We start from the raw sequence: 22601 nt of genomic DNA, 5'->3' as shown, positions 1-22601 counted from the left end.
TCAATGATACAGCCATTTTTCTTATTTGATCGCTTTTAGCAGATCCAGTACTTTTTCGCGTTTCAATATCAGGTAACCGATTTTTTCTTTGGCAATGCCATCTTTCAGTAAATAGGTAAAATGGAGGTCATCATTAATAACAGTCGATTCAAAATATTTAAACTGGATACGTTTTTCCGACTGTAGTTCTTCCGCTACTTCGTAGAGATGAGTAGACAGAATAAAAAGACAGTTACTGCTTTGTAAAAAGCCGCGGATCACTGCCAGGGAACAATTGCGGGCATCTTCTACGTTGGTGCCTTTAAACATTTCATCGATCAGCACCAGCCAGTTTTTACCATTATTGATCTGAAGGATGGTATTTTTGATGCGTTGTACTTCACTATAGAAATAGCTTTCGCCCTTAAAAATATTATCCTGTACCTGTATGTTACTGAAAATACCATGGAAGAAACCCAACTCCATGTGCTGAGCGGGTACGCCCATGCCTATATGTGCCAGGAACACCGCTACCCCAACCGCTTTGATAAAAGTGGTTTTGCCGGCCATATTGGCGCCGGTGAGGAACATAAAATGTGCGTTTTCATCCAGCGTTACGTCATAAGCTACTGGTTGTGGCAAAATAATATGATACAGTTGTGTTGCTTTAATCAATGGCCGGCTGCTATCAGCAAAGCGGGGAAACGATAGCCCGAAATGCCGGATGGCTTTAGCCATGGCATAATAGGCATCTAACTGTTGGTAAAGGGCCACTAATTCAAGGATCACTTTCCGGTGCCTTTTTCTAATGAAATTATCATACCGGAGAATAGCGATGAAGTTCAGTTTCCCTTCTTCTTCCGTTTTCAGGATATCATAAAAATCTTTTTTGGTTAACAGTTGCTGTGCTCTGTCCAGTAAGGTTTTTAATTCGCTGGGGGTATCGTTGGTGTTAAATACGTTGATGAATGAACGGAAACCTTTTAATAATACAACCAGTTGCGTAAAAGAAAATTTAATGAAGCCGAAATCCGGAGCATACAACGTTTTGTTGATCACAGATTGTATGTATAAGCCTGCTCCTTCTGTGTGGGAAATGGGTTCTATATGGGCTTCCATATAGTTTTCCACCACTACGATAGTGCCATTGGAAATAATGGAAGGCCAGTTGTTTTCTTGTTCCAGGATATATTGAAGGGCTTTTTGCCGCTTGCCGATAGCATTGATATCTCCTAATGGATTGCTGAATAACTGGCGTAGGTATTCCCGGCCTCCTGCGGTGGTAGTAAAGTCGAGCCGGTGAAACAGGGAAAATTCTTCGTCGCGGTTAAAAATAGACAGATCGTAGTAGGATGTTTTGTCCAGTTGCATGCAGCGTCGTTTTAGTGAGTATAAGTTGATAGATGCAAGGAAGGGAAAATTCCACACTCATTCAATAGAGATATGCAGATTTTTTATTCAGTAAAGCTGGCTGGCCCTGAATAAAAAAATCTGCATATTTTATCGCTAAGAGCGGTTAATTACCTGTTAAAGGCCAGGCGCTGCCCCTGTATATTTTCATTGAAAACGCCGTTGGCATATGCCAGGTGCCCGCTTACAAAGGTATGGGTAACAGCTGCCGGGAAGGTATGGCCTTCGAACGGGCTCCAGCCGCATTGATAGTAAATATTTTGTTTTTCTACTGGAGAGTGGCCTGCCAGGTCTACAATTACGCAGTCGGCGTAATAGCCTTCCCTTAAAAACCCTCTTTCTTTTATCTGGAAGCAGATAGCGGGGGCATGACTCATTTTTTCCACTACTTTTTCCAGTGAGATATCTCCCTGGCGTACATGTTCCAACATCAGCAACAGGCTGTGTTGTACCAACGGAACGCCGGAAGGGGCTTGCAGGTAAGGCAGTTGTTTTTCTTCCCAGGTATGTGGGGCGTGGTCGGTGGCAATAATGTCCAGGCGGCCGTCCAGGAGGCCCTGCCATAGTGCTGCTTTGTTTTCCGGCGCCTTGATGGCGGGATTGCATTTGATCAGGTTGCCGTACTGGGCATAGTCATCTGCAGTAAAGTGAAGATGGTGTACACATACTTCTGCGGTGATCCTTTTCTCTTCCAGCGGTAACATATTGCCGAACAGCTGAAGTTCCCTGGCGGTGGAGATATGAAGGATATGCAAGCGAGCATTGTGTTTCTGGGCAAACTGTATAGCTACGAGCGATGATTCAAAGCAGGCTTCTACGCTGCGTATCAGCGGGTGATCTGCTGCCGTGAGATGATCGCCTTTTTCCCGCTGGAATTCGGCCATATTGGCACGGATGATCTTTTCATCTTCACAGTGGGTGGCTATCAGTAACTCACTGTTGGAAAACACTGTTTCGAGGGTCAGGTAATTATCTACCAGCATGTTACCGGTAGAGGACCCCATGAATATTTTTACGCCGCAAACGCTGTTTTTTTTGGCGTTGGTTTTTAATATTTCTTCCACGTTATCATTGGCTGCTCCCATAAAAAAGGAGTAGTTAGCCAGCGAGTGGTGTTGCGCGATGGTGTATTTATCTTCCAGCAGTTCCTGGGTAAGTGCGGCTGGTTTGGTATTGGGCATTTCCATGAAGCTGGTGGTGCCGCCGGCTACGGCAGCGCGTGCTTCCGTATAGATAGTACCTTTCTGGGTTAACCCTGGTTCCCTGAAATGAACCTGGTCGTCGATAACGCCAGGTAGCAGGTGCTTGCCTTCTCCGTTGATTTCTGTATATTGACCGCTAACAGTAATACTAGGCGCTATTTTCTCAATACGGCTATTTTTGATCCATACATCCTGTACCGTGGTGCGCCCTTCATTTACCACGGCTATATTCCTGATGAGATAGTTTTGCATGGCGCAAAATTAATCAAATTTCACGCAAGGAGGTGGCCATTATCCTTCCAGGTGAATGGAAAACACGATCATGCGCGATTGCAGCTTGTCGATAACGTTAGAATAACGCAGGCTGGGATCTTTTACGTGCACATTGCCAAAACCATTACTGATCTTGAACTCGGGCGCGAAGATGAAGCTTTCAAAATAAAATTCAAAGCCGGCGCCGGCTTCATACCCGTAATCCCCCTTTTTCACTTTTACCAGGTTGTCTGCCCGGCGGGTACGGGCATTGGAGGCGAGGTCGTAATCGTATTTAAGCCCGGCAATGGTGTATACGCGCATATTGCCGATGCGGTCTGATTTAAATTTGATCTGCAGCGGAAAGCTGAGTAAAATGGATTCAATTCTTTGTACGGTATCCTGTTGTGGTTTAGGATAGGTTTCCCGGTAGTACAGGTTTTTAGAAGCAAATACCAGCTGCGGGTTTATGCGCAGGTCGAAGTGCTCGCTGAGGCGGGCGTTAGCCAGCAATCCCAGGTTAAATCCCATTGTTCTCAGCGGCTCAGCCACCATAATGGAATCAGTAGCCAGGAAGGCATTGGAATGTCCTAATTTAAAATTAGATTGGTTGGCGGCTAATGTAATGCCGAAATAATAGGGTTTTGCATCGTGTTCCAACATATTCAGATTGGTTTGCTGCCCCTTGGCTGGAAGCACCAGTACCAGCAATAAGAATATTAGCGTGTAGCGCAATAGATGGAACATATGCCGAATGATAGCGTTTTGCATGTAACGGCCTGGAAACCTGTGTTAGTTAAAATTGTTCGCATTGCTTCTCCCTGTGGGAACGCTTTCACAGATTCCGGCAGATAACTGTAGGCCGCCTGGCTTTTGGCTATCCATTTCCCAATCAGGGGTGTGATGTAACGAAAGTACGAATTATATAATTGTTTAATAGGAAAAACTGTAGGATTCGAAAATTCAAGGATCACTAATTTGCCGCCTGGCTTTAGTACCCGGTACATTTCAGATAGTCCTTTTTCCAGGTTTTCAAAATTACGTACCCCGAAAGCCACTGTTATGGCATCAAACGTTTGGTCCGGAAAACTTATTGTTTCACTATCACCGCTCTGCAGGGTTATTTTATTGCTCAGTCCCAGTTTATTGATTTTTTCCCTTCCATGGGTCAGCATGCCTTCGGAGATATCTATCCCTACAATGCGGTCGGGATGCAGGCGCTTTTCGGCCATAATGGCAAAGTCGCCGGTACCGGTAGCCACGTCCAGCATAAGTTTGGGCTGCAGCGACTTCAAATACCCCAGGGCTTTTTTACGCCAGATAATATCGATACCGAGCGACATAAAATGGTTGAGAAAGTCGTAGCGGAAAGCAATATCATCAAACATGGTCGCTATCTGCTCCTTCTTGCTTAATTTTGATCCTTCAAAGGGAACAATCTTCTGAACATTTGCATTTTCTGACATAGTGCGCAAAGTTAAAGAAATGTAGTCATGTGACAGTATGCAATTACAGAGATCCGCGATTTTTAATGGAACAAAGCAATATCATTATGGTGATTAAATCAGCAGAATATCTTATCAGCAGTCCCAGTTGGGAAAAATGCCCCAATCCCATCTGGCCGGAATACGCTTTCATAGGGCGTTCCAATGTGGGTAAGTCTTCTTTGATCAATATATTGGCCAACAATGAGAAATTAGCCAAAACATCGGGTACTCCCGGTAAAACGCAGCTAATCAATCATTTTACGATCAACGATTCCTGGTACCTGGTAGATTTGCCTGGTTATGGATTTGCTAAAAGAAGTTTGTCCCAGCGCAAGCAATGGGAAAGGATGATCGAAGACTATCTGCGCAAGCGCCCTAATCTGATGACCGTATTTGTATTGATTGATAGCCGCCATCAGCCACAGAAGATAGATATTGATTTTATTAATCAGTTAGGAGAATGGAATATACCCTTCAGTTTGGTATTTACCAAGGCAGATAAAAGCACCCAGGCAGAGGTAAGTAAAAATGTAAAAACTTTCCTCAACAAAATGAGGGAAACCTGGCAGTTCCTGCCTCCCAATTTCGTTACTTCTACCGTTAAGAAAACCGGCAGGGATGCTATCCTGGGCTATATAGAAGAGTTGAACATGCAATTCAGGGCTATTGCCTGATTGGAGGCTGTAGATGTGGTTCTTTTAAGGCAAAAGGATCACATCTATAGTAGATGAGCAAATGTGGTGGGTATAAACGGTAAAAATTGGGTGGATAGGGGGAGAAAAAGCCACCCGACGTGGTGTGTCACGTCGAACATATCTGAGAGAGGTACAAAACAGGCGCCTTAATTCACTACTTTATTGGCGCAGCTACTGCTGGCAAAGGCTTCGGGTTTAGCTTTAAAGGCAAATCCCATTCCCAGGATATAGCCCATTGCTTCCCGTAAAGCCAGGTTACTTTTAAACTGGGGATTAGTATTGATGTCTGCATGTACTTCCATATCTACATCATAAGCTGTAAACAGGTCGCATAATTCATAGGCGATCTCAATACTTTTGGCCACTTCTATGAGCATGCGCTCTTTGATAGAGTAACGGTCTTTGGTTTTTTCGTTGTGGATAAACATAAACCCGCCGTGGCCTTCCCGCAGGAATACAATAACGGTGGCGAATTCTGTATCCATTCCTTTTACCTGGGAATCGGTACCAATGCAAACTTTGAGGCGGAAACCTTTGGCGGCTTCCCGGACAATGGCTTCCCGTACTTCTTCCTTGATCGGAAGGTGGATAACCTCTCCATTAAATCTTCTCCATTGCATAAATGTATAGTTAAAGGGTGAACATGCTTATTGGGTATTGCTATAATGCCAGCCTGATGAAGTAATGCCATGCGGTGAATGGTCAACAATATGGGATGTATTCATTGGGGATAACAGCCATTTCGATATATACGAATATACGAAAAGCCGTTAGCATTTTACCAACAGCAGCCGATTAAATTTAGGGGAAAAGCGGTAGCTAGAATTGTCCGGTACTCAGTAGTACCAGGGTGCAGGCTTCTATTGGCTGGATCTGATGTTGCCGGGCAATGGCCTCCAGTTCTTCATTTTCTGTTCCGGGATTAAAAATAATGCGGCGGGGCTGCAATTGCAGGATATAATCGTAATATTCCTTTTGTGCAGCCGGGTTCAAATACAGGGTGATGGTATCTACCTTTTCCAACGGCAGGAGTGTGGTAAGGATGGGAGTATCTCCAATGTTGGCGGCACGTTTTCCGATGGCTACTACTGGGTGTTGGTGGGCTTTCAGGCTGTTAACGGCAATATTACTGTATCTATCCGGGTTAGGCGAAGCTCCTAGTACTACGGTAAGCTTTTTATCTGTTCTTTCCATATTACTAATTTACGTATTTCGCTGTAAGTGATAAGCGTCCGGGGCAGGTGCGCTAGTATGTCGGTAGAGCGAATGTTTCAAAAATTTCAGAAAAAAATGAAATTTTTGAACAAAAAATTTTATTTAATGAGTTTCAGCAAGCTGCTGTAAAACCAACTTTCTTCAGATTTAATGAAAGCGCTAATGGTTTTATCTGTTTGCTGGGCAAATTTGGTAATGTTGGAGATAGAGTCTTTGAAAGCTTTCATCTCTTTGTCTTTAGGATCGCCTTCTGCTTGCTGCAGTTGTTGCAGTACTTTCATAATAGGGTCTAACTCACGTTTCTTTCTCTCTCTGGCAATATAGGTCGCTACTTTCCAGATATCTTTCTCTGCTACAAAAAACTCCTTTCTTTCTCCGGGAATCAGGATACGCTCTACCAGCCCCCAGTTAATCAGTTCCCGTACGTTCATATTGGTATTTCCGCGGGAAATATTCAATTCCTCCATGATATCATCGGCACTCAACGGATCGGGCATAATCAACAACAACGCGTGGATTTGGGCCATGGTGCGGTTAATCCCCCACTGGGCGCCTAAAGATCCCCATGTTTGTATAAACTGCGCCTTTGCTTCCACTAAGTTCATTGTAGGTTGTATTTTTTGTAGCGTGTTTTAATTAATCTTGTCAAAAATAAACCAAGTTTTTGAACTTTCAAAACATAATGAAACATTTTTACCTGGTAATGACGGGTATTCATTAATACGGAATAGTAAATAATAGGTAACAAGGGCGGTACATGCTCTTTTCCTGTTTACCTGAAAAATAAAAAAGGCGGAGTATGTACTCCGCCTTTTTTATATAGTAAATAATATAATAATATAAGCTTATGCCAGCATGGTTACCGGGTTTTCCAGGTAGCCTTTCAGGGTAGCCATAAAACGGGCGCCTACAGCTCCATCCACGCTTCTGTGGTCGCAGCTCAGGGTTAGCTTCATGATATTGGCTATTTTCACCTGGCCTTTTTCCACAATGGCGGTTTCAGTGATACCACCTACTGCCAGGATAGCTGAATCTGGCGGGTTAATGATAGCAGTGAATTCGTCGATACCCAGCATACCGAGGTTGGAGATGCTGAAAGTATTGCCGCTGAATTCCTGTGGTTGCAGTTTTTTGTTTTTGGCTTTATCGTACAGGCCTTTGGCGTCGCTTGCAATCTGGCTCAATGATTTTTGGTCAGCGAAGCGGATCACCGGTACTATCAGGCCATCTTCAATAGCTACGGCAGAACCGATATGGATATGGTGGTTCTGACGGATAAAGTCGCCCATCCAGCTGCTGTTTACATCCGGATGTTGACGCAGTGCCATGGCCGAAGCCTTGATCACCATATCATTGAAGGAAATTTTAACAGGAGATATTTCGTTAATAGCTTTACGTGCTTCGATGGCTTTATCCATGTTTACATCTACTTTCAGGTAGAAGTGAGGCGCAGTAAACATGCTTTCGCTGAGGCGTCTGGCAATAGTTTGACGCATTTTAGTCAGCGGAACATCGGTATAACCTTCCTGGCCGGCAGGCATAAAGGCAGGAGCTGCAGGAGCCGCTGCTTTGGTGGCTGCAGGAGCTGCTTGTGGAGCGGGTACGAAGTTATCCACATCTACCTTGATGATACGGCCGCCGTCGCCGGTACCGCTGATCTGGCTGATGTCGATGCCTTTTTCCTGTGCTACTTTCTTAGCCAGTGGAGAAGCTTTTACGCGGCCATCTGTATGTGCTACCGCAGCAGCAGGTGCGTAGGCAGTAGTGGTAGCAGCAGGAGCAGCCGCTTCGGTGGGTGCAGGAGCCGCGGCGGGAGCGCCGTTTTCTGCTGCCAGAATAGCGTCTACATTGGTGCCTGCTTTACCTACAATGGCAATAATGCCATTTACTTTAGCAGCATCGCCTTCTTTTACGCCTATATATAATAAAGTACCGTCTGCATAACCGATTACTTCCATGGTAGCTTTATCGGTTTCTACTTCGGCCAGTACGTCATCGCTTTTTACGGTGTCGCCTACTTTTTTATTCCAGGCAACTATTTTACCTTCTGTCATGGTATCGCTCAACAGCGGCATACGGACAACAGTAGCATTTTTCAGCGCTTCTTTTAATGCAGCATCATCAGCAGGAGCTGCCTGAGGAGCTGGCGCAGCGGCCGCCTGTGCAGGAGCGGCAGGTGCTTCTTTTTTACCTTCCAGCAGAGAAGAAAAGTCTTCCCCTGGCTTGCCTACAATGGCTATGATCTCGTTTACCTTAGCTGCTTTCCCTTTTTCCACACCAACATAAAGGAGGGTACCTTCTGCGTAACCCATCACTTCCATGGTTGCTTTATCCGTTTCTACTTCAGCTATAACATCGTCTGCCTTTACTGTATCGCCCACCTTTTTATGCCATTCCGCAATCACCCCTTCCGTCATCGTATCACTCAAAAGGGGCATTCTGATAACTTCTGCCATAGTGTTTTATTCAAAATTTTGTTCAAACCTACATGTTTTTGCGCAAAAACGCAAAGAAGGAATTGTAAACTGTTTAAAAATGTATATCTATCGTTAATATTCAGTCACCCGCTTTCTGCTAGAAATCCAGTTCCATATTCAGTCTGTCTTTCAGCTCTTTAACCAGGGGATATTTTTCCGACATCTGTTGAAACTGTTCCCTGCTGGAAAGAGGTGCAGGGCCTATATCTTGTGCCTGTTGACTTTCGTCCAGTTGCAGGGTAAGTACAATAGCCGGATTGTTAAATTTCTGTTTCAGGAATTCAGCAATCACGAGTTTTTCTTCTTCCATAAACCGGAACTGAACGATATTCCGGCTTACAATACCTACTTCGGTAGCCCCGAGCAATTTTAGTTGTGCCAATTGCAGGTTGCTAACCACCGTCATTTTATTGGCCTGGCGGTATTGGTGTATAAACTCTTCCCAGTATACATGAATAGCTCCCATGGTAAGTGGAGTGGCTTGTAACGGGGTACTTCCCTGTTGCTTGGAGGCCATGGCTTCTTTCATGGCGGCAAGGCCGGTAAGTTTGCCGGTAGCTGCTGGTTTGCTTACTGGAGCTGTAGCGGTATGGATGGCGGCAGGTGCTGTAGGTGCGGTAGCCATAGCAATGGGCGCTGTGATAGCCGGTGTTGTTGCAGCAGTTGTTTGTACGGGCATTGTAGTAACCGTATGGTGGTCTGTTTGCACCGGAGCAGTTGGGATTGCCGGGGTGCTAACAGGCGATGTTACCGGGGGAGCCGCTGCAATGCTATTGCTGCTGGTAGGAGCCGACGCAATTGTTTGGGCTGTTATCGGTTGTGCTGCCCGGAGCTTTTGTGGGGCCGCGCCATCAGGTACTAATTTTTTTTTTGATATTTCCCCGCTACTATCATCACTCACGAGGGTAACCGCTTGCTGCAGGTAACATAATTTGATCAATGCCATTTCCACATGCAACCGCTTATTGCGGGCCATCCGGTAATTGATCTCTGTTTCGTTGAGCAAATGCAGGGCGGTGATCAGCCAGGCCGGACTTATTTGCCCGGATAACTGTTTATAACGTTCTTTCAGGTTGCCGGATACTTCTACCAGGTGCAGGGCTTTATCTTCTTTACATAAAAGGAGGTTACGTAAAAATTCTGCCCACCCGTTCAGGAAATTGTCTCCTTCAAAGCCCTTTTGCAGGATCTCATCAAAGAGCAGCAGGGCGCCGGCTACGTCTTGTTCCAGTACGGTGGCCATTACCCGGAAAAAATAATCGTAATCCAGTATATTCAGGTGTTCCAGTGTGTTCTGGTAGGTAAGATGCCCGCTGGTAAAGCTTACGATCTTGTCTAGTGTGCTCAGCGAGTCACGCATGCAACCATCTGTTTTTTGCGCTATCAGGTGCAAGGCATCTGTTTCCGCCTGGATATGCTCTTTGGTGCATATCTCCTGTAAATGCTCTACAGTATCCTGTATGGTGATACGCTTAAAGTCGAAGATCTGGCAACGGCTCAGAATAGTAGGTAATATCTTATGCTTTTCGGTAGTGGCCAGAATAAAAATGGCGTAGGAAGGTGGTTCTTCCAGTGTTTTTAGAAAAGCGTTAAAGGCGGAGGAGCTGAGCATGTGCACCTCATCTATGATATAGATCTTATATTTTCCTGCCTGTGGGGCAAAACGCACTTGTTCTACCAGGGTACGTATATCATCTACTGAGTTATTGGAAGCTGCATCCAACTCGTGAATGTTGAACGAACTGCCTTCATTGAAGGATTTACAGGAATGGCATTCATTACAGGCTTCTCCATCCGGCTGCAGATTTTCGCAGTTAATGGTTTTAGCCAGGATACGTGCACAAGTGGTTTTGCCTACTCCACGTGGACCGCAAAATAAAAAGGCATGCGCCAGTTGGCTATTGCGGATCGCATTTTTGAGAGTAGTGGTAATATGTGCTTGTCCTACAACAGTTGAAAAATTCTGTGGACGGTATTTACGGGCTGAAACGATAAAATTCTCCATATGACTGCAACGCTTTCGCGAGCGCCGAAAATACGCACAAATTCAGTAAGAGAAAAATACATAGCAGGAATGGGGGTTCGGGTGAGGCAACGGCTTATCTGGGAAATGAGCGGATCACCCTGGTCAGGAAGACGCCGGTTCCTGCGCTAAAATAAATTCTAAATATTCTTTTTTTAATAATATAACACCATTATTGTAATGCTCCATCAGTGCCGAACTGATTTCATGTAATTCCTGTATGGCTACATAATCCGGGATCATATCGTCCATAAAAGAACAATCTTGCTGCTGGAATTTGCGTAGTTTCTCTTCCAGGCCGTCCGGAAAAGAATTGTATAGTGGGGCATTGAGGATACGTTCTGTTAGTATGCGGAAACTCCAGCATTCAGCCGACAGTTCGTCGAAAAGACCGGGTAGCAAATCCATGTCCTGCTCTCCGGAATTAAATAGTTGACTGATGCAATGTATGATCCGTATCACCTGGTCGTTCAGTTGCTGGCCGGTTTGCTGGTATTGCAGTACCTGTTTGTATTTTTCGAGCAGTAACGCACCTGCAGCGGGACTTTGCTGCAGCGCTATTGTATAATGATAGCGGAAAGCAAAGCGGTCGTGGGCCAATAGCCATTCCTGTTCTTCCCCTACTTTCGTATAGAGCATACGTGCCAGCTGCCTGGCCCTGGGCGCACTGTATTTTTGTCCGTCGAATTCAAAGAAACGGGTCTGGAATTGCCCACAGCTGATAGCTTGTAGTGTTTCTGCATCCTGGCGGTCGCGGTAAAAGGTCCGCATCTTTGTAATCACATCAGGATGATAAATGCTTTGGAGGTTGCCGTGGAGCATTTCTTCGGCAGATAGTGGCAGGACGGCGTCGTCTTTTATTTCATTAAACGGCCGGTTGTCGTAATAATCATTAAATACCTTCGGATATTCATATAGGCGATGACGTTGGGAAAGCTCTGTTATATACGCTTCAGGTGTCATCTCCTGGAAATCTGCTGTAGAAGGCCGGACGGTGAGACTGTACACAAGTGTAGTCATGTGTTGTTGCAGGTTTTCCGGCTCATTAAATAATACCCAGGCGCTGGTAGTAACAGGCGTACAGAATACATTGGCTTGTATATAATGCTCTTCCCTGGCTTCGCGGCTAAGATGAGATGTCCATTGTTCGCGCAATTGTACCCGGCTTTTCAGAAAGGTTTGGAAGTAGTTGTTGGTAATAACCGGAAGGGCTGCATCATCCAGCGTCAGATGATTTTGTGCAGCAAAATAGCGGATCAAGGCATGTTGTATGGAAAAAATATTCTGGAACCGTAAAGTCCGTTCAGCAAGGTCTGGTAATTTATGGATGCAGTGATCCAAGCAATAACCACCCATTTCTACACGGCGTAAGCTGCTGATAGCGGTATCTGTACTGCTCAGGCTTACGGCTACCGTATCTGCGTGAAATTCCATTTCCTTGCTCAACTGTAAGTATCTGCGGTTAATGAGGGAATAAATTTTCCTTAGCAAAAACTGCATCGCTGTTAATATCTGTGTAGTGATATGTGCAAAAAAACTTAACAGGCTGCTACCGCTGCTCCAGCGTATTTCCAACTCCTGCCAGCGGTCGTTTTCATATAACATGTTATACAGCCGTTTATTTAAAGCATATATATAACTGCCCAACTTCATACTTCTCTGCGAAAAATGAGAGAATTCATAGGCCAGCAACGTTTTAAATTCGCTGATATTAACACTGTTAATTAATCCTAACCCGATCTCCAGATTTTTCCGGGGAGGCCAGAACAGGTTTAAAAAGCTGGAATTATAAAATATAGCTGCATTCATATCTGGCACCACAAATATTTTTTGGGGAAACCGGATACGGGTATCCTTCACCAGTTGAGTAATAAAATCGAATAAGCGGGGGTGATGATCAGCAAAGACCTGCATCCGGTAAGGATTGGCAGTTTGACGGGTATTAAACAGGAACTTGAACAGAAAAAACAATACCATGCCACCCAGCAATACAAGGCTGAGTCCTATGACGCCAGTAATCCAGGTGGGATAAGTGCGGAAAAGTATTATCCCTCCTGATACACAGGCAACAGCCAGGGCAATGGCTGTAAATAATAATACCACGTAAAGGATAAAGAACAACACAACGCAACTGATTGCCTTGATTATTTGTTGCCTAAATAATAACGTGGGTTCGATAAGTGCCTGGTCCGCATTTTTAGGGCACTCAGGATATAAGTTGGTCATAACAAAACATCAGGTTAAATACGATCGTAACAGCAAAAGGGATTTAAATCTATATAATATTCATTAACTAATTATGCTACTCACAGGGTCGGATAATGATATGATAAGGGAATAAGGGCCACTGCTACGACTTTAAAGGGATAGGCAAGTTGTATTTTTTAAAGATTTATATATAATTGGTAATATGTTTATAACCAATGCATTAAAGGTGCCTGGTGATCATCACCAGGCACCTTTAATGATTATCCGATTAGCGGGTGCCTTTTGAATGGCCGGCTTTGATCAAACAAATAGCGGTAGGTGGTAAGTACCCTGGAAGGCTTTGATCCCAGGCTTTCTGCTACGTTTTGCATCTTTGGATTAAAATCGCCGATCCACTGCATTTCATAGTCCGAATATTTCAACTTATTTTGGATCACTTTGGCGCCTTCTACAATAAGAAAAGCATCTACCCCTTTGCCCTGGAACTCAGGTACAACGCCAAATATGATCCCAACCATTTTAGTGCAATAGCCGGTTTGTTTCATCCACAGGAATTTCAGTTTTTGCCATAGCCCCAACTGTCCATTCATATGCTTTACGTACTGGTTCATATCCGGTAGGTTTAACCAGATGGCTATTGGTTCTTCATGATAAAATACAAACCAAGCAATTTTTTCATCTATCAGGGGCTTCATTTGTTTAAACAGGGCCATGGCCTGCGCTTTCCCCATTTCCTTGCCCCCGGCATGCTTTGCCCAGGCTTTATTATATACAATGCTGAATGCTTCCGCATATTTATCCAACTTATTTTTCTGGATATGCTCTGCCCGGAATGCAGGGTTAGCAGCAATGGCATCGTGGCGGCTATAGAATTTGGGTTGGATCTGGTCTTTTACTTTCATGCCATAACATATCTGGTTAAAGAAAAGCCGGAAACCGTACTGTTCAAAAAGCCGGATATAATAAGGCGGGTTGAAGTTCATGCAGTACATAGGTTCGTAAAAGCCCTGGGTGAGCAAGCCCCACCAGTTATTGCGCTCACCGAAGTTAATGGGGCCGTCCATCGCTTCCATTCCTCTTTCCTGCAACCACTGTTGGGCGGTGTTGAAAAGCAGGTTGGCGGCTTCCTGGTTATCAATACAATCAAAAAAACCTACACCACCTACCGGAAATTCATCTTCTTTTGATTTGTACTTTTTGTTAACAAATGCAGCAATCTTCCCGATCAACTGGCCATTGTCATCTTTTAAAAGCCATCTTACGCATTCTCCATGACGGAATGCTTTATTGTGTTCAGGATCAAATACGGCGTTAATGTCTTTGTCCAGCGGTCGTATCCATCCCGGAACGTCCTTATTTAGTACGATGTGGGTGTCGATAAACTGCCTAGCTGTTTTTTCGTCCTTTACAATAATCAGTTGCATATTGACCATTTGCGCAAAAATAAGGTATTGGCATTATTTTTTCTCTGCCCCTGGCATGAAAAGAAATTATCTTTACCCGGTTATCTTGTTGCTACTAGTTATCCTATTTAGTTTGGGGTATTGCCAGCAGCAACGGTACATTCGCAAAGTGTTGGCTGAAAATCAACGCCTTTTGAATGAGAACCGGGACCTGCACAAGGGATTGGCACAATCAGACGCTGTAAGCCGGCAAATTGCAGGTCATCGTGAAGTACAGCAACGGGTGGCAGGCCAGTTCATTGAACGCCGCGCCTATTATCGCCGCAACTGGCAACAATTTATTGCCGTTACTGCCAGCGATTACCACACCGGGTTACTTGGAGGGATCAAAGACCTCACCATCACTGTTAGGAACCAAACAGAATATCCCCTGGACAATGTAGTGGTAAAAGTAGTATACATGCGCAATAACAACGAGATCTTTAAAACGGAACAATACACGATTAATAATATCCCAGAAAAGGATATTCGCAGTATTACCGCTTCTAATAGCCGTAAAGGCAGTAAAGTAGAGATACAATTATTGAGCATTACCAGCCAGCCGATGAACTTCTGCTGGTCGGTAGATAAACAGGTGGTGCCTGGTGATCCAGATCCTTATCAGTGCAGCAAGTGAGAAAAAATGTTGATGATACAACAGCGTGTAATTAATTTTGAAGTGATTTATCGGATATTAATATGATTTATTTGATACCCCAGCCAGTGGCTACCCCGCTAATGAAAGATTTATATGAAGAAGCTTTTCCTGAGCAGGAAAGAAGACCCTGGGAAAAGGAGCAGCAACTCATTGCTGAAGGAAGACTGCAATTGTGCCACATTGTTCTGGATAATACCTTTGTTGGATTTGTGTGCTATTGGCAATTACCATTATTTAGTTTTATTGAACATTTTGCGGTTCATCCGCAGGCGAGGGGCGGTGGTATGGGCACTCAGGTAATGCAATTATTGGAAGCAGCTTTGGAAAGTATTGTGCTGGAAGTAGAGCCTCCTGTAACGGAACAAGCTATACGTAGAATAATCTTTTATGAAAGGTTAGGATATCATACTTTTAAGGAAAGCTATTTTCAACCTTCCTATTCTCCAGATTATCCTCCATTGGAGCTGCGTTTGATGTATAAAGGACTTTCTTCGCATATTGCCGAATTTACACAAGTACGCGAACAGTTGTATAAACACGTTTATCATCAATAAAAAAATACGAATGAAATCCAGTAAATAACTATGCTACTGATTTCATTCGTATTTTTCTATTTTACAGGCTGTCATCTTTCACGGACAGGGCGCTGTTGCGGCGCTTGTTCCTGTTTTTGTTGCTGCTGTTGATTCCTTTGCTGTTGTTCTCTTTGTATTTGCTGTTGTTGTTGATTCCTTTGCTGTTGTTCCCTTTGTATTTGCTGTTGTTGTTGCTGTTGATTCCTTTGTTGTTGTTCTCTTTGTATTTGCTGTTGTTGTTGCTGTTGATTCCTTTGTTGTTGTTCTCTTTGTATTTGCTGTTGTTGCTGTTGATTCCTTTGCTGTTGTTCTCTTTGTATCTGCTGTTGTTGTTGCTGATTCCTTTGTTGTTGTTCTCTTTGTATTTGCTGTTGTTGTTGTTGATTCCTTTGTTGTTGTTCTCTTTGTATTTGCTGTTGTTGCAGGGGTGTTTCCCGTGTAGGTCTATTCCCGGGTAGATTACCATCTTGTCCGGGAGTAACCCTACCTGGTTGGTGTCCTTTGTTATCGTTACCTGGTACTCCTCTGCCAGGATTATTATCATTACCTGGTACTACGCGGCCGGGCTGATTGCCAGGGTGATTGTTATTGGCTGGGTTTACCGGCTGCACTGGTTTGTTGCGGTCTGCCTCCCTGCCACGTTGAAGGGCGGGGGCTGCCGGACGGAATAATTGCAGGCGGTTATTATCTATCCTGCCCGGTCCTGGCTTATTGGTATTTTCGATTCTGGCTGGCCGGATTTGTTGCCCGGTATAGCGTTGTACTTCTTTTGCTGAAGGACCTGCATATACCCGGTTACCCAAATAATTGGTGGTATTATTAATAACAGTGGTATTGTTGATGATAGTAACATTCCTGCTGTTATTAACATAATAATTGTTGATGTGTGGGTTACCAATGTATTGTCTGGGTACAAAAGACCAATAAGCGGCTGGTGCATTATAGGTATACTGAGGTCCCATAGGCGCCCAGCCATAATAATCTCCACCTGTTCTCCAACTTACCCAGGCGGGGCCCCACTCGTTGCCTGGTATCCACATCCATCCTTGAAAATCGTCGTATAGCCAACGGCCGTAGTGGAAGGCTGCCCATCCCCAGGGATAGTCAGACACCCAGGTCCAGCCATAGTCGGTATACACCCAGTGTCCATCGGTGTAATAAGGTCTGAAACCGGTGCCGGCATTGGGAATCCACACCTGGCTGTAGCCAGGGTAGCTAACCCACCGGCCATAAGGGCTCAGCTGATCATAAAAAGAAATAGAAGCGCTTACTTGTACTTGCGGCCCGGAAGCATAACCGGCGTTGTATTGTTGACTATCGCCGTAGGCTGGGGAATAAGAAGCGCAACTAATCATAAAAAATGATATAATTACTAGTGATATTCCTGTGTATTTTATTGTATTGTTCATACTCCCATTTTTAAGTAAAACCAAACCCTTAAAAGCGTTGAGATTGTCGGGTAAATGTCTGTTACATCAACGTGCAGTTTTTTAAATTTAATGATGTGCTGGCGGAATCATGGCATAACTATTAAGGATGATGCTAAATTTTTTATAACGCAAATACTGTAGCTACAGCGTTATAGCAGGAGTAAGACAAAAATGGTTCCAAAACTAAAAAATCCATTAAAATGCTGTATTACAGCCTTTTAATGGACAGAGCATCATTATAAAACCTCCCTGTAATATTGTAACCATTCCTTAATTTTAGAAATGTCTTCATTTTTCAGTATCCATCACTATTTCTTTACGGTTTTAGGCTACGCGGTGAGCTACGTTGAATTTATTGGCACAGTAACGGGATTGTTGTGTGTATGGCTTGCTGCTAGGGATCATATCCTTACCTGGCCGGTAGGATTGGTGAATGTAAGCTGTTTTTTTATCCTGTTTTGGCAATTGCAGTTATACGCTGATATGTTGCTGCAGGTGTATTTTTTTGCTACTGGGGTGTATGGTTGGATATTCTGGTATCGGAAGAAACCTCAGCATGAGCCGGTATATGCTCTTTCCGTTCGTTTTCGCTGGTGGCTGGGAACCGTTGCTTTGTTGTTATCAATAGTTACCGGATTTGTGATCAGCCACCTACACTTATGGTGGCCTGGCATATTTGTGCGCCCCGCCGCTTATCCTTACATCGATTCACTGGTAGCTGTGCTGAGCGTGATTGCTAATATTTTGCTGGCAAAAAGAATTTGGGAAAACTGGCTGCTATGGGTATTGGTAGATGCCGTGGCTACGCTGATTTATTTTATGAAAGAGGTAAAGTTTCTCGGAATAGAATATTTTATTTTGCTGATCATCGCTGCTATGGGGTTGGTAAAATGGATAAAAGCCTATCAACGGCAACATGTTGCATAAGGCATTATGTGGTAAGTAACCATAAAAAGGCTGTCTCCCTAATTGGAAGACAGCCAGGTTTTGTACTTACACAGTGTATTCACCCACTTTAGTCCCGTCGTCTTTTAGCATGGTCAGTACCAGCTTTTGCTGGTCTGCTTTTATTTTTATCAGGGTACGGTATCCATCTTTAGGGCCTCCGCCTATAATCAGCGGGTATTCGTGCTGTCCCTTAACGGGTGCATATACGCCATATTGGTGGGTATGGCCACAGATAAGGATATCGATTTTATATCGGTTGAACAGGTCGCCAAACATTTCCCGGCAGTGTTTCACGCCGTGCCAGTCGCCGGAATGGTAATGGGGGATATGCATCATTACTACCTTATGTTTGGCTTTTTTGAAGGCGGGGCTTTGTAGTTGTTGTTCCAGCCACTTGGCCTGTTGCGCTCTATAAGCGTCGAAATCCACAATGCCGGCATATGCAGGATGCTCATCTTCCTTGTCTTCTCCCGTATCCAACACAATGGCAAATACAGGACCTATGTGAAAAGAAAAATAGCTGCCGTTACCGGGGTTGTCGAAATATTGATGCCATTCGCGGGCATATTTACCGCGGGTTTCGTGGTTACCTCTTACGTACATAAAAGGTGTTTGGGTAGAGAAGGTATCGCTGCAGGGTGCCAGCATATGGTCGATAATCTGCTGCTCGTCCAACTGGTAGTCGAATATATCTCCGTTGAAAAACACGAAATCGTAGGGAGCCTGGCCGTTTAGTCCCATTAGATGGGGAATAGAGGCAGGGCGGTCGTGAATATCGTTGAGTATTAGCCAGGATACTTCCTTTGCTTGTGGATCAGGTGCTGTGAAAGTATATATTTCACTTTCGATGGTGGCGCCATACACCAGTTTATAGGGTTCAAATAATAATATATCTTTTGAGCACACCTTATAGCTGTACTGTTTCCCGGGTTCCAGGTTTTCCAGGCTGATCCGGTGCAGGCGGTTGTTGGCGTCTACCAGGCCATTGGTAACATGGTGGGCCTTTTGGTTCAGTTGTCCGTTGACGCCGTATTCCACCCAGCTATAGCAGGGGCGGGAGGTAAGCCACATTACGGAAATGGTTTGCGGGCCAGGATATTGTAGGTAAGGTTTGCAAAGAAAAGTAAGATCGGTGTTGTTGGTGTTAGGAGCGGCAAGGGTGCCTGCCTGGGCAATGGCCGGCGCTATACCGCTGATACTCAATAAACCTGCTTTGGAAAGGACGCCGAGAAAAGATCGGCGGGATTGTTCACTATTGGTTTTTTTCATATGTATATATACTATATATCAGGACAACGCCTAAAAATAGTAAACGAATCAGGAAAGGAAAGTTAATTTTACAATAATACTTATTGGCGGGTATCTTATTTATAGATAGGGAAAATTTGTAATTTAATAGACTGTGCCTTTAATTGCAGGAGAGTAAATGTTTTATAACGAACAAAAGGGTGAAAAATGCCGCGGGAAAAGGATTTTTTTCGTCATTAGCGTTTTGATATTCACCCAGTAACTCTTACCTTTGCGGCAAATTTCGGAAACTGCCTGTATGTAAGCGGTTTTTAGAGATGTAACATTTTAGTATTTATAAACCTTAATAAAAATATGCCTAACACAGGTAAGATCAAACAAATTATCGGTCCCGTGGTGGACGTGCACTTTGACGACAAATTGCCCGAAATCTACAGCGCATTGGAAATTACCCGCGAAAATGGTCAGAAAGTAGTACTGGAAGTACAGCAGCACCTGGGTGAAGACAGCGTACGTACAGTGGCTATGGACTCCACAGACGGTATGGTTCGTGGCATGACTGTAGTTGATAAGGGCGCGCCTATTAAAATGCCAATTGGAGACCAGGTGAAAGGACGTTTGTTCAATGTGGTAGGTGAGGCGATCGATGGTTTGGGTGATATCGATACTTCTAATGGTTACCCCATTCACCGTGAGCCGCCAAAATTCGAAGATCTGGCAACTGAAACAGAAGTACTGTTCACTGGTATTAAAGTAATCGACCTGATCGAACCCTATGCCAAAGGTGGTAAAATTGGTTTGTTCGGTGGTGCCGGTGTGGGTAAAACTGTATTGATCCAGGAGCTGATCAACAACATTGCAAAAGGTTACGAAGGTTTGTCCGTATTTGCTGGTGTAGGTGAGCGTACCCGTGAAGGGAACGATCTGATGCGTGAAATGATCGAGGCAAACATCGTAAAATACGGTGATAAATTTAAAGAATCAATGGAACATGGTGGCTGGGATGTAGCTGCTGTGGATAAAGAATTGCTGAAACAGTCTCAGGCTACTTTCGTGTTCGGTCAGATGAACGAACCCCCTGGAGCTCGTGCCCGTGTTGCCCTGTCTGGTTTAACCCTGGCAGAGTATTTCCGTGATGGAGATGGCAGTGCTGGTGGTGGCCGCGATATCCTGTTCTTCGTAGATAACATCTTCCGTTTCACCCAGGCAGGTTCTGAGGTATCCGCGCTGTTAGGCCGTATGCCTTCTGCGGTAGGTTACCAGCCTACATTGGCTACTGAAATGGGTCTGATGCAGGAGCGTATCACCTCTACTAAAAACGGTTCCATCACTTCCGTACAGGCGGTTTATGTACCTGCGGATGACTTAACCGATCCTGCTCCGGCTACTACCTTCTCCCACCTGGATGCTACCACCGTATTGGACCGTAAGATTTCCGATCTTGGTATCTATCCTGCTGTGAGCCCGCTGGAATCTACTTCCCGTATCCTGACGCCAATTATCGTGGGTGAAGCGCACTATAACTGTGCTCAACGCGTAAAAATGATCCTGCAACGTTATAAAGAACTGCAGGATATCATCGCTATCCTCGGTATGGATGAATTGAGCGATGAAGATAAACAGACCGTATCCCGTGCACGTCGTGTACAACGTTTCTTGTCACAGCCTTTCCACGTGGCAGAACAGTTTACCGGTCTGAAAGGTGTACTGGTGCCAATCGAAGAAACTATCCGTGGTTTTAACATGATCATGGACGGTGAAGTAGATGAGTATCCAGAAGCAGCTTTCAACCTCGTAGGTAACATCGAGGCAGCTATCGAAAAAGGTAAGAAATTACTGGAAGCAGCGAATAACTAATTGGGTCGGTGATCCCGGATGCTTCCGGGATCATTCTCCTTCACCATTTACGATCATAACATGCTATTAGAAGTATTAACACCAGAAAGAAAATTATATGCCGGCGAAGTGTACGGAGTACAGCTCCCAGGCGTTGACGGTTCTTTTGAAATACTGGATAAACATGCGCCATTAATTGCAGCTCTCGGAAATGGTAAAATGAAAGTGCTGAAAGATAAGGCTCATGCAGAGTTCTTTACAATCAGCGGAGGTTTCGTAGAAGTATTGCGCAATAAGGCTACTGTGCTCGTAGAAGGCGCTGTAGCAGTGGAAAAATAAGCATCCAGCAACATTATAAACAGCCAGGCCGGGTAAGATTACCCGGCCTTCGTTTTGTCCTAACTATTCCAATCTTAGATAACCCGGTTGCGAACAGGAATATCCAGCCGGGATTCCCTCTATATCCATTATGCACAATACCCTATCGCTACGGCTATAGTAAATAGCCGCAGGTATTGCATGTACACAATAAACAGCCTCAATGGCCGTATATCACCTAATGAATATGCTTTTTGACGATCATGTCAGGTAAGTTTGATATCGGTCTGTGATCTATAGAAGGAGCAAAAAATTTTCTTTCATAGGTTTTGCCTTCATAGGTATTCTTATCGGTTATATTACCTGAAATGGGTTATGTAATTTATATTATAAATATAATTACTTTAGCAAGATATTTAATTTGTTTTAAAAAACAGCATTCGAAGTATCATTTTTAACTTTAATCTCTGGAGTGTTGCTTTGTAATTAGTTATAACTAGTTCAGGGAAGGGTCTATCGGGTAGTTTGCCATCAGGGCGAAAGAATTACCCAGGTTTTTAAGCGATTGCTGCCATATTTGCTGCTCATGGGGATCAAATATCAATTTTGCCTCCGTTTGGGAAAGTATCCAGGACTTCTCCCGCACTTCCTCTTCCAGCTGCCCTTCTACCCATCCGGAATAGCCTATAAAGAACTTCACCCGGTCGGTTCCCAGTAAACCCTGGTTGAGCGCCCCTACCACTTCATCGAACTTACCGCCCCAGTAAATACCCGGCAATATTTCTACTCCACCACTAATCAATTCCGGCTCCCGGTGAATAAAATGTACGGTATCCATTTGTACGGGCCCCCCATAGTAAACAGGAACATTGCTGGCTAACACTTCCGGTACCAGGTCGCTCAACGATTGGTCAAATAACTTGTTGATGATAAATCCAAAACTACCTTTTTCCTGGTGTTCGCAAAGGAGTACTACCGTGCGTGCAAAATTTGGATCTTTTAAGAAGGGATCAGCTATCAGCAAAATGCCGGGCGACAAACTTACCATAACATACAATTTTATAGCTGTTTCAAATTTAACTAATTGACTGAATATTATAGTTAAAAAGAAATTAAAGAGAAAATAATGGGAATAAAAAAAGGAGGCTAGAAAACCTCCTTACCATTTTATCAACCAAAATCTAAATCGCTTATGGAA

Annotated in this window: 20 protein-coding genes; 6 read left to right on the top strand and 14 right to left on the bottom strand. The window is 44.2% G+C overall.

The genetic code is table 11. The features are described 5' to 3' along the window. Positions 1-21: 21 nt before the first annotated feature. The 4 genes from ACDQ55_RS00685 to ubiE form a co-directional block, all read right to left on the bottom strand. Positions 22-1350, bottom strand: coding sequence for a MutS-related protein (locus ACDQ55_RS00685; RefSeq protein ID WP_420979074.1), 1329 nt, complete (start codon positions 1348-1350; stop codon positions 22-24). A 149-nt stretch (positions 1351-1499) separates the two neighbouring features. Beyond that, entirely contained in the window at positions 1500-2843 is a 1344-nt protein-coding gene (locus ACDQ55_RS00680) for a dihydroorotase (protein WP_420979073.1), read from the bottom strand. A 39-nt stretch (positions 2844-2882) separates the two neighbouring features. Further along, positions 2883-3590, bottom strand: a complete 708-nt coding sequence (locus ACDQ55_RS00675) for an outer membrane beta-barrel protein (protein WP_420979072.1) — start codon at positions 3588-3590, stop codon at positions 2883-2885. Beyond that, positions 3563-4309 (bottom strand): bifunctional demethylmenaquinone methyltransferase/2-methoxy-6-polyprenyl-1,4-benzoquinol methylase UbiE, encoded by a 747-nt coding sequence (ubiE, locus tag ACDQ55_RS00670; RefSeq protein WP_420979071.1) that lies wholly within the window; start codon positions 4307-4309, stop codon positions 3563-3565. Before ubiE ends, ACDQ55_RS00675 begins: the two co-directional genes overlap by 28 nt. A gap of 86 nt (positions 4310-4395) precedes the next feature. On the opposite strand from ubiE, the gene yihA reads away from it, so the two are divergent. Next, positions 4396-5004 (top strand): ribosome biogenesis GTP-binding protein YihA/YsxC, encoded by a 609-nt coding sequence (gene yihA / locus ACDQ55_RS00665; RefSeq protein ID WP_420979070.1) that lies wholly within the window; start codon positions 4396-4398, stop codon positions 5002-5004. Between the two features lie 167 nt (positions 5005-5171). Here yihA and ACDQ55_RS00660 read toward each other — a convergent pair whose 3' ends face one another. The 7 genes from ACDQ55_RS00660 to ACDQ55_RS00630 all read right to left on the bottom strand — a co-directional run bounded on the left by ACDQ55_RS00660 (position 5172) and on the right by ACDQ55_RS00630 (position 14372). Beyond that, positions 5172-5645: a ribonuclease H-like YkuK family protein gene (locus ACDQ55_RS00660; protein WP_420979069.1), complete on the bottom strand. Its 474-nt coding sequence runs from the start codon at positions 5643-5645 to the stop codon at positions 5172-5174. A gap of 199 nt (positions 5646-5844) precedes the next feature. Next, positions 5845-6219, bottom strand: coding sequence for a CoA-binding protein (locus ACDQ55_RS00655; protein WP_420979068.1), 375 nt, complete (start codon positions 6217-6219; stop codon positions 5845-5847). A gap of 119 nt (positions 6220-6338) precedes the next feature. Then, entirely contained in the window at positions 6339-6845 is a 507-nt protein-coding gene (locus ACDQ55_RS00650) for a GbsR/MarR family transcriptional regulator (RefSeq protein ID WP_420979067.1), read from the bottom strand. A 240-nt stretch (positions 6846-7085) separates the two neighbouring features. Then, entirely contained in the window at positions 7086-8696 is a 1611-nt protein-coding gene (locus ACDQ55_RS00645) for a pyruvate dehydrogenase complex dihydrolipoamide acetyltransferase (RefSeq protein WP_420979066.1), read from the bottom strand. Positions 8697-8814: 118 nt separating this feature from the next. Continuing rightward, positions 8815-10722, bottom strand: coding sequence for a DNA polymerase III subunit gamma/tau (locus ACDQ55_RS00640; protein ID WP_420979065.1), 1908 nt, complete (start codon positions 10720-10722; stop codon positions 8815-8817). 123 nt (positions 10723-10845) lie between these two features. Further along, positions 10846-12864 carry a M48 family metallopeptidase gene (locus tag ACDQ55_RS00635; RefSeq protein ID WP_420979064.1) on the bottom strand — a complete coding sequence of 673 codons (2019 nt, stop codon included), beginning with the start codon at positions 12862-12864 and terminating at the stop codon, positions 10846-10848. A 344-nt stretch (positions 12865-13208) separates the two neighbouring features. Further along, positions 13209-14372 carry a hypothetical protein gene (locus ACDQ55_RS00630; protein WP_420979063.1) on the bottom strand — a complete coding sequence of 388 codons (1164 nt, stop codon included), beginning with the start codon at positions 14370-14372 and terminating at the stop codon, positions 13209-13211. A 172-nt stretch (positions 14373-14544) separates the two neighbouring features. Here ACDQ55_RS00630 and ACDQ55_RS00625 point away from each other — a divergent pair, with 172 nt between their 5' ends. Both ACDQ55_RS00625 and ACDQ55_RS00620 read left to right on the top strand, forming a co-directional pair. Beyond that, positions 14545-15027, top strand: a complete 483-nt coding sequence (locus tag ACDQ55_RS00625) for a hypothetical protein (protein ID WP_420979062.1) — start codon at positions 14545-14547, stop codon at positions 15025-15027. 62 nt (positions 15028-15089) lie between these two features. Then, entirely contained in the window at positions 15090-15602 is a 513-nt protein-coding gene (locus tag ACDQ55_RS00620) for a GNAT family N-acetyltransferase (protein WP_420979061.1), read from the top strand. A gap of 71 nt (positions 15603-15673) precedes the next feature. Here the strand turns inward: ACDQ55_RS00620 and ACDQ55_RS00615 are convergent, their stop codons facing one another. Next, a complete protein-coding gene (locus ACDQ55_RS00615) occupies positions 15674-16978 on the bottom strand; it encodes a DUF6600 domain-containing protein (protein WP_420979060.1) in 1305 nt (434 codons plus the stop codon). Positions 16979-17335: 357 nt separating this feature from the next. Between ACDQ55_RS00615 and pnuC the strand changes: the two genes are divergently transcribed. Then, the gene (pnuC, locus tag ACDQ55_RS00610; protein ID WP_420979059.1) at positions 17336-17980 is read left to right on the top strand and encodes a nicotinamide riboside transporter PnuC; all 645 of its coding nucleotides are present in this window, start codon (positions 17336-17338) and stop codon (positions 17978-17980) included. A 66-nt stretch (positions 17981-18046) separates the two neighbouring features. Here pnuC and ACDQ55_RS00605 read toward each other — a convergent pair whose 3' ends face one another. Then, positions 18047-19270, bottom strand: a complete 1224-nt coding sequence (locus tag ACDQ55_RS00605) for a metallophosphoesterase (protein WP_420979058.1) — start codon at positions 19268-19270, stop codon at positions 18047-18049. 333 nt (positions 19271-19603) lie between these two features. On the opposite strand from ACDQ55_RS00605, the gene atpD reads away from it, so the two are divergent. Then, a complete protein-coding gene (atpD, locus tag ACDQ55_RS00600; RefSeq protein WP_420979057.1) occupies positions 19604-21106 on the top strand; it encodes a F0F1 ATP synthase subunit beta in 1503 nt (500 codons plus the stop codon). Positions 21107-21166: 60 nt separating this feature from the next. Next, positions 21167-21424, top strand: a complete 258-nt coding sequence (atpC, locus tag ACDQ55_RS00595; protein WP_420979056.1) for an ATP synthase F1 subunit epsilon — start codon at positions 21167-21169, stop codon at positions 21422-21424. A 475-nt stretch (positions 21425-21899) separates the two neighbouring features. Here atpC and ACDQ55_RS00590 read toward each other — a convergent pair whose 3' ends face one another. Next, positions 21900-22451 carry a YqgE/AlgH family protein gene (locus tag ACDQ55_RS00590; RefSeq protein WP_420979055.1) on the bottom strand — a complete coding sequence of 184 codons (552 nt, stop codon included), beginning with the start codon at positions 22449-22451 and terminating at the stop codon, positions 21900-21902. Between the last annotated feature and the right edge of the window lie 150 nt (positions 22452-22601).

The organism is Chitinophaga sp. 30R24, assembly GCF_049056765.1.
Classification (GTDB): domain Bacteria; phylum Bacteroidota; class Bacteroidia; order Chitinophagales; family Chitinophagaceae; genus Chitinophaga.
The sequence above is the reverse complement of the archived record's forward strand: the minus strand, read 5'-3'. Positions and strand labels throughout refer to the sequence as shown.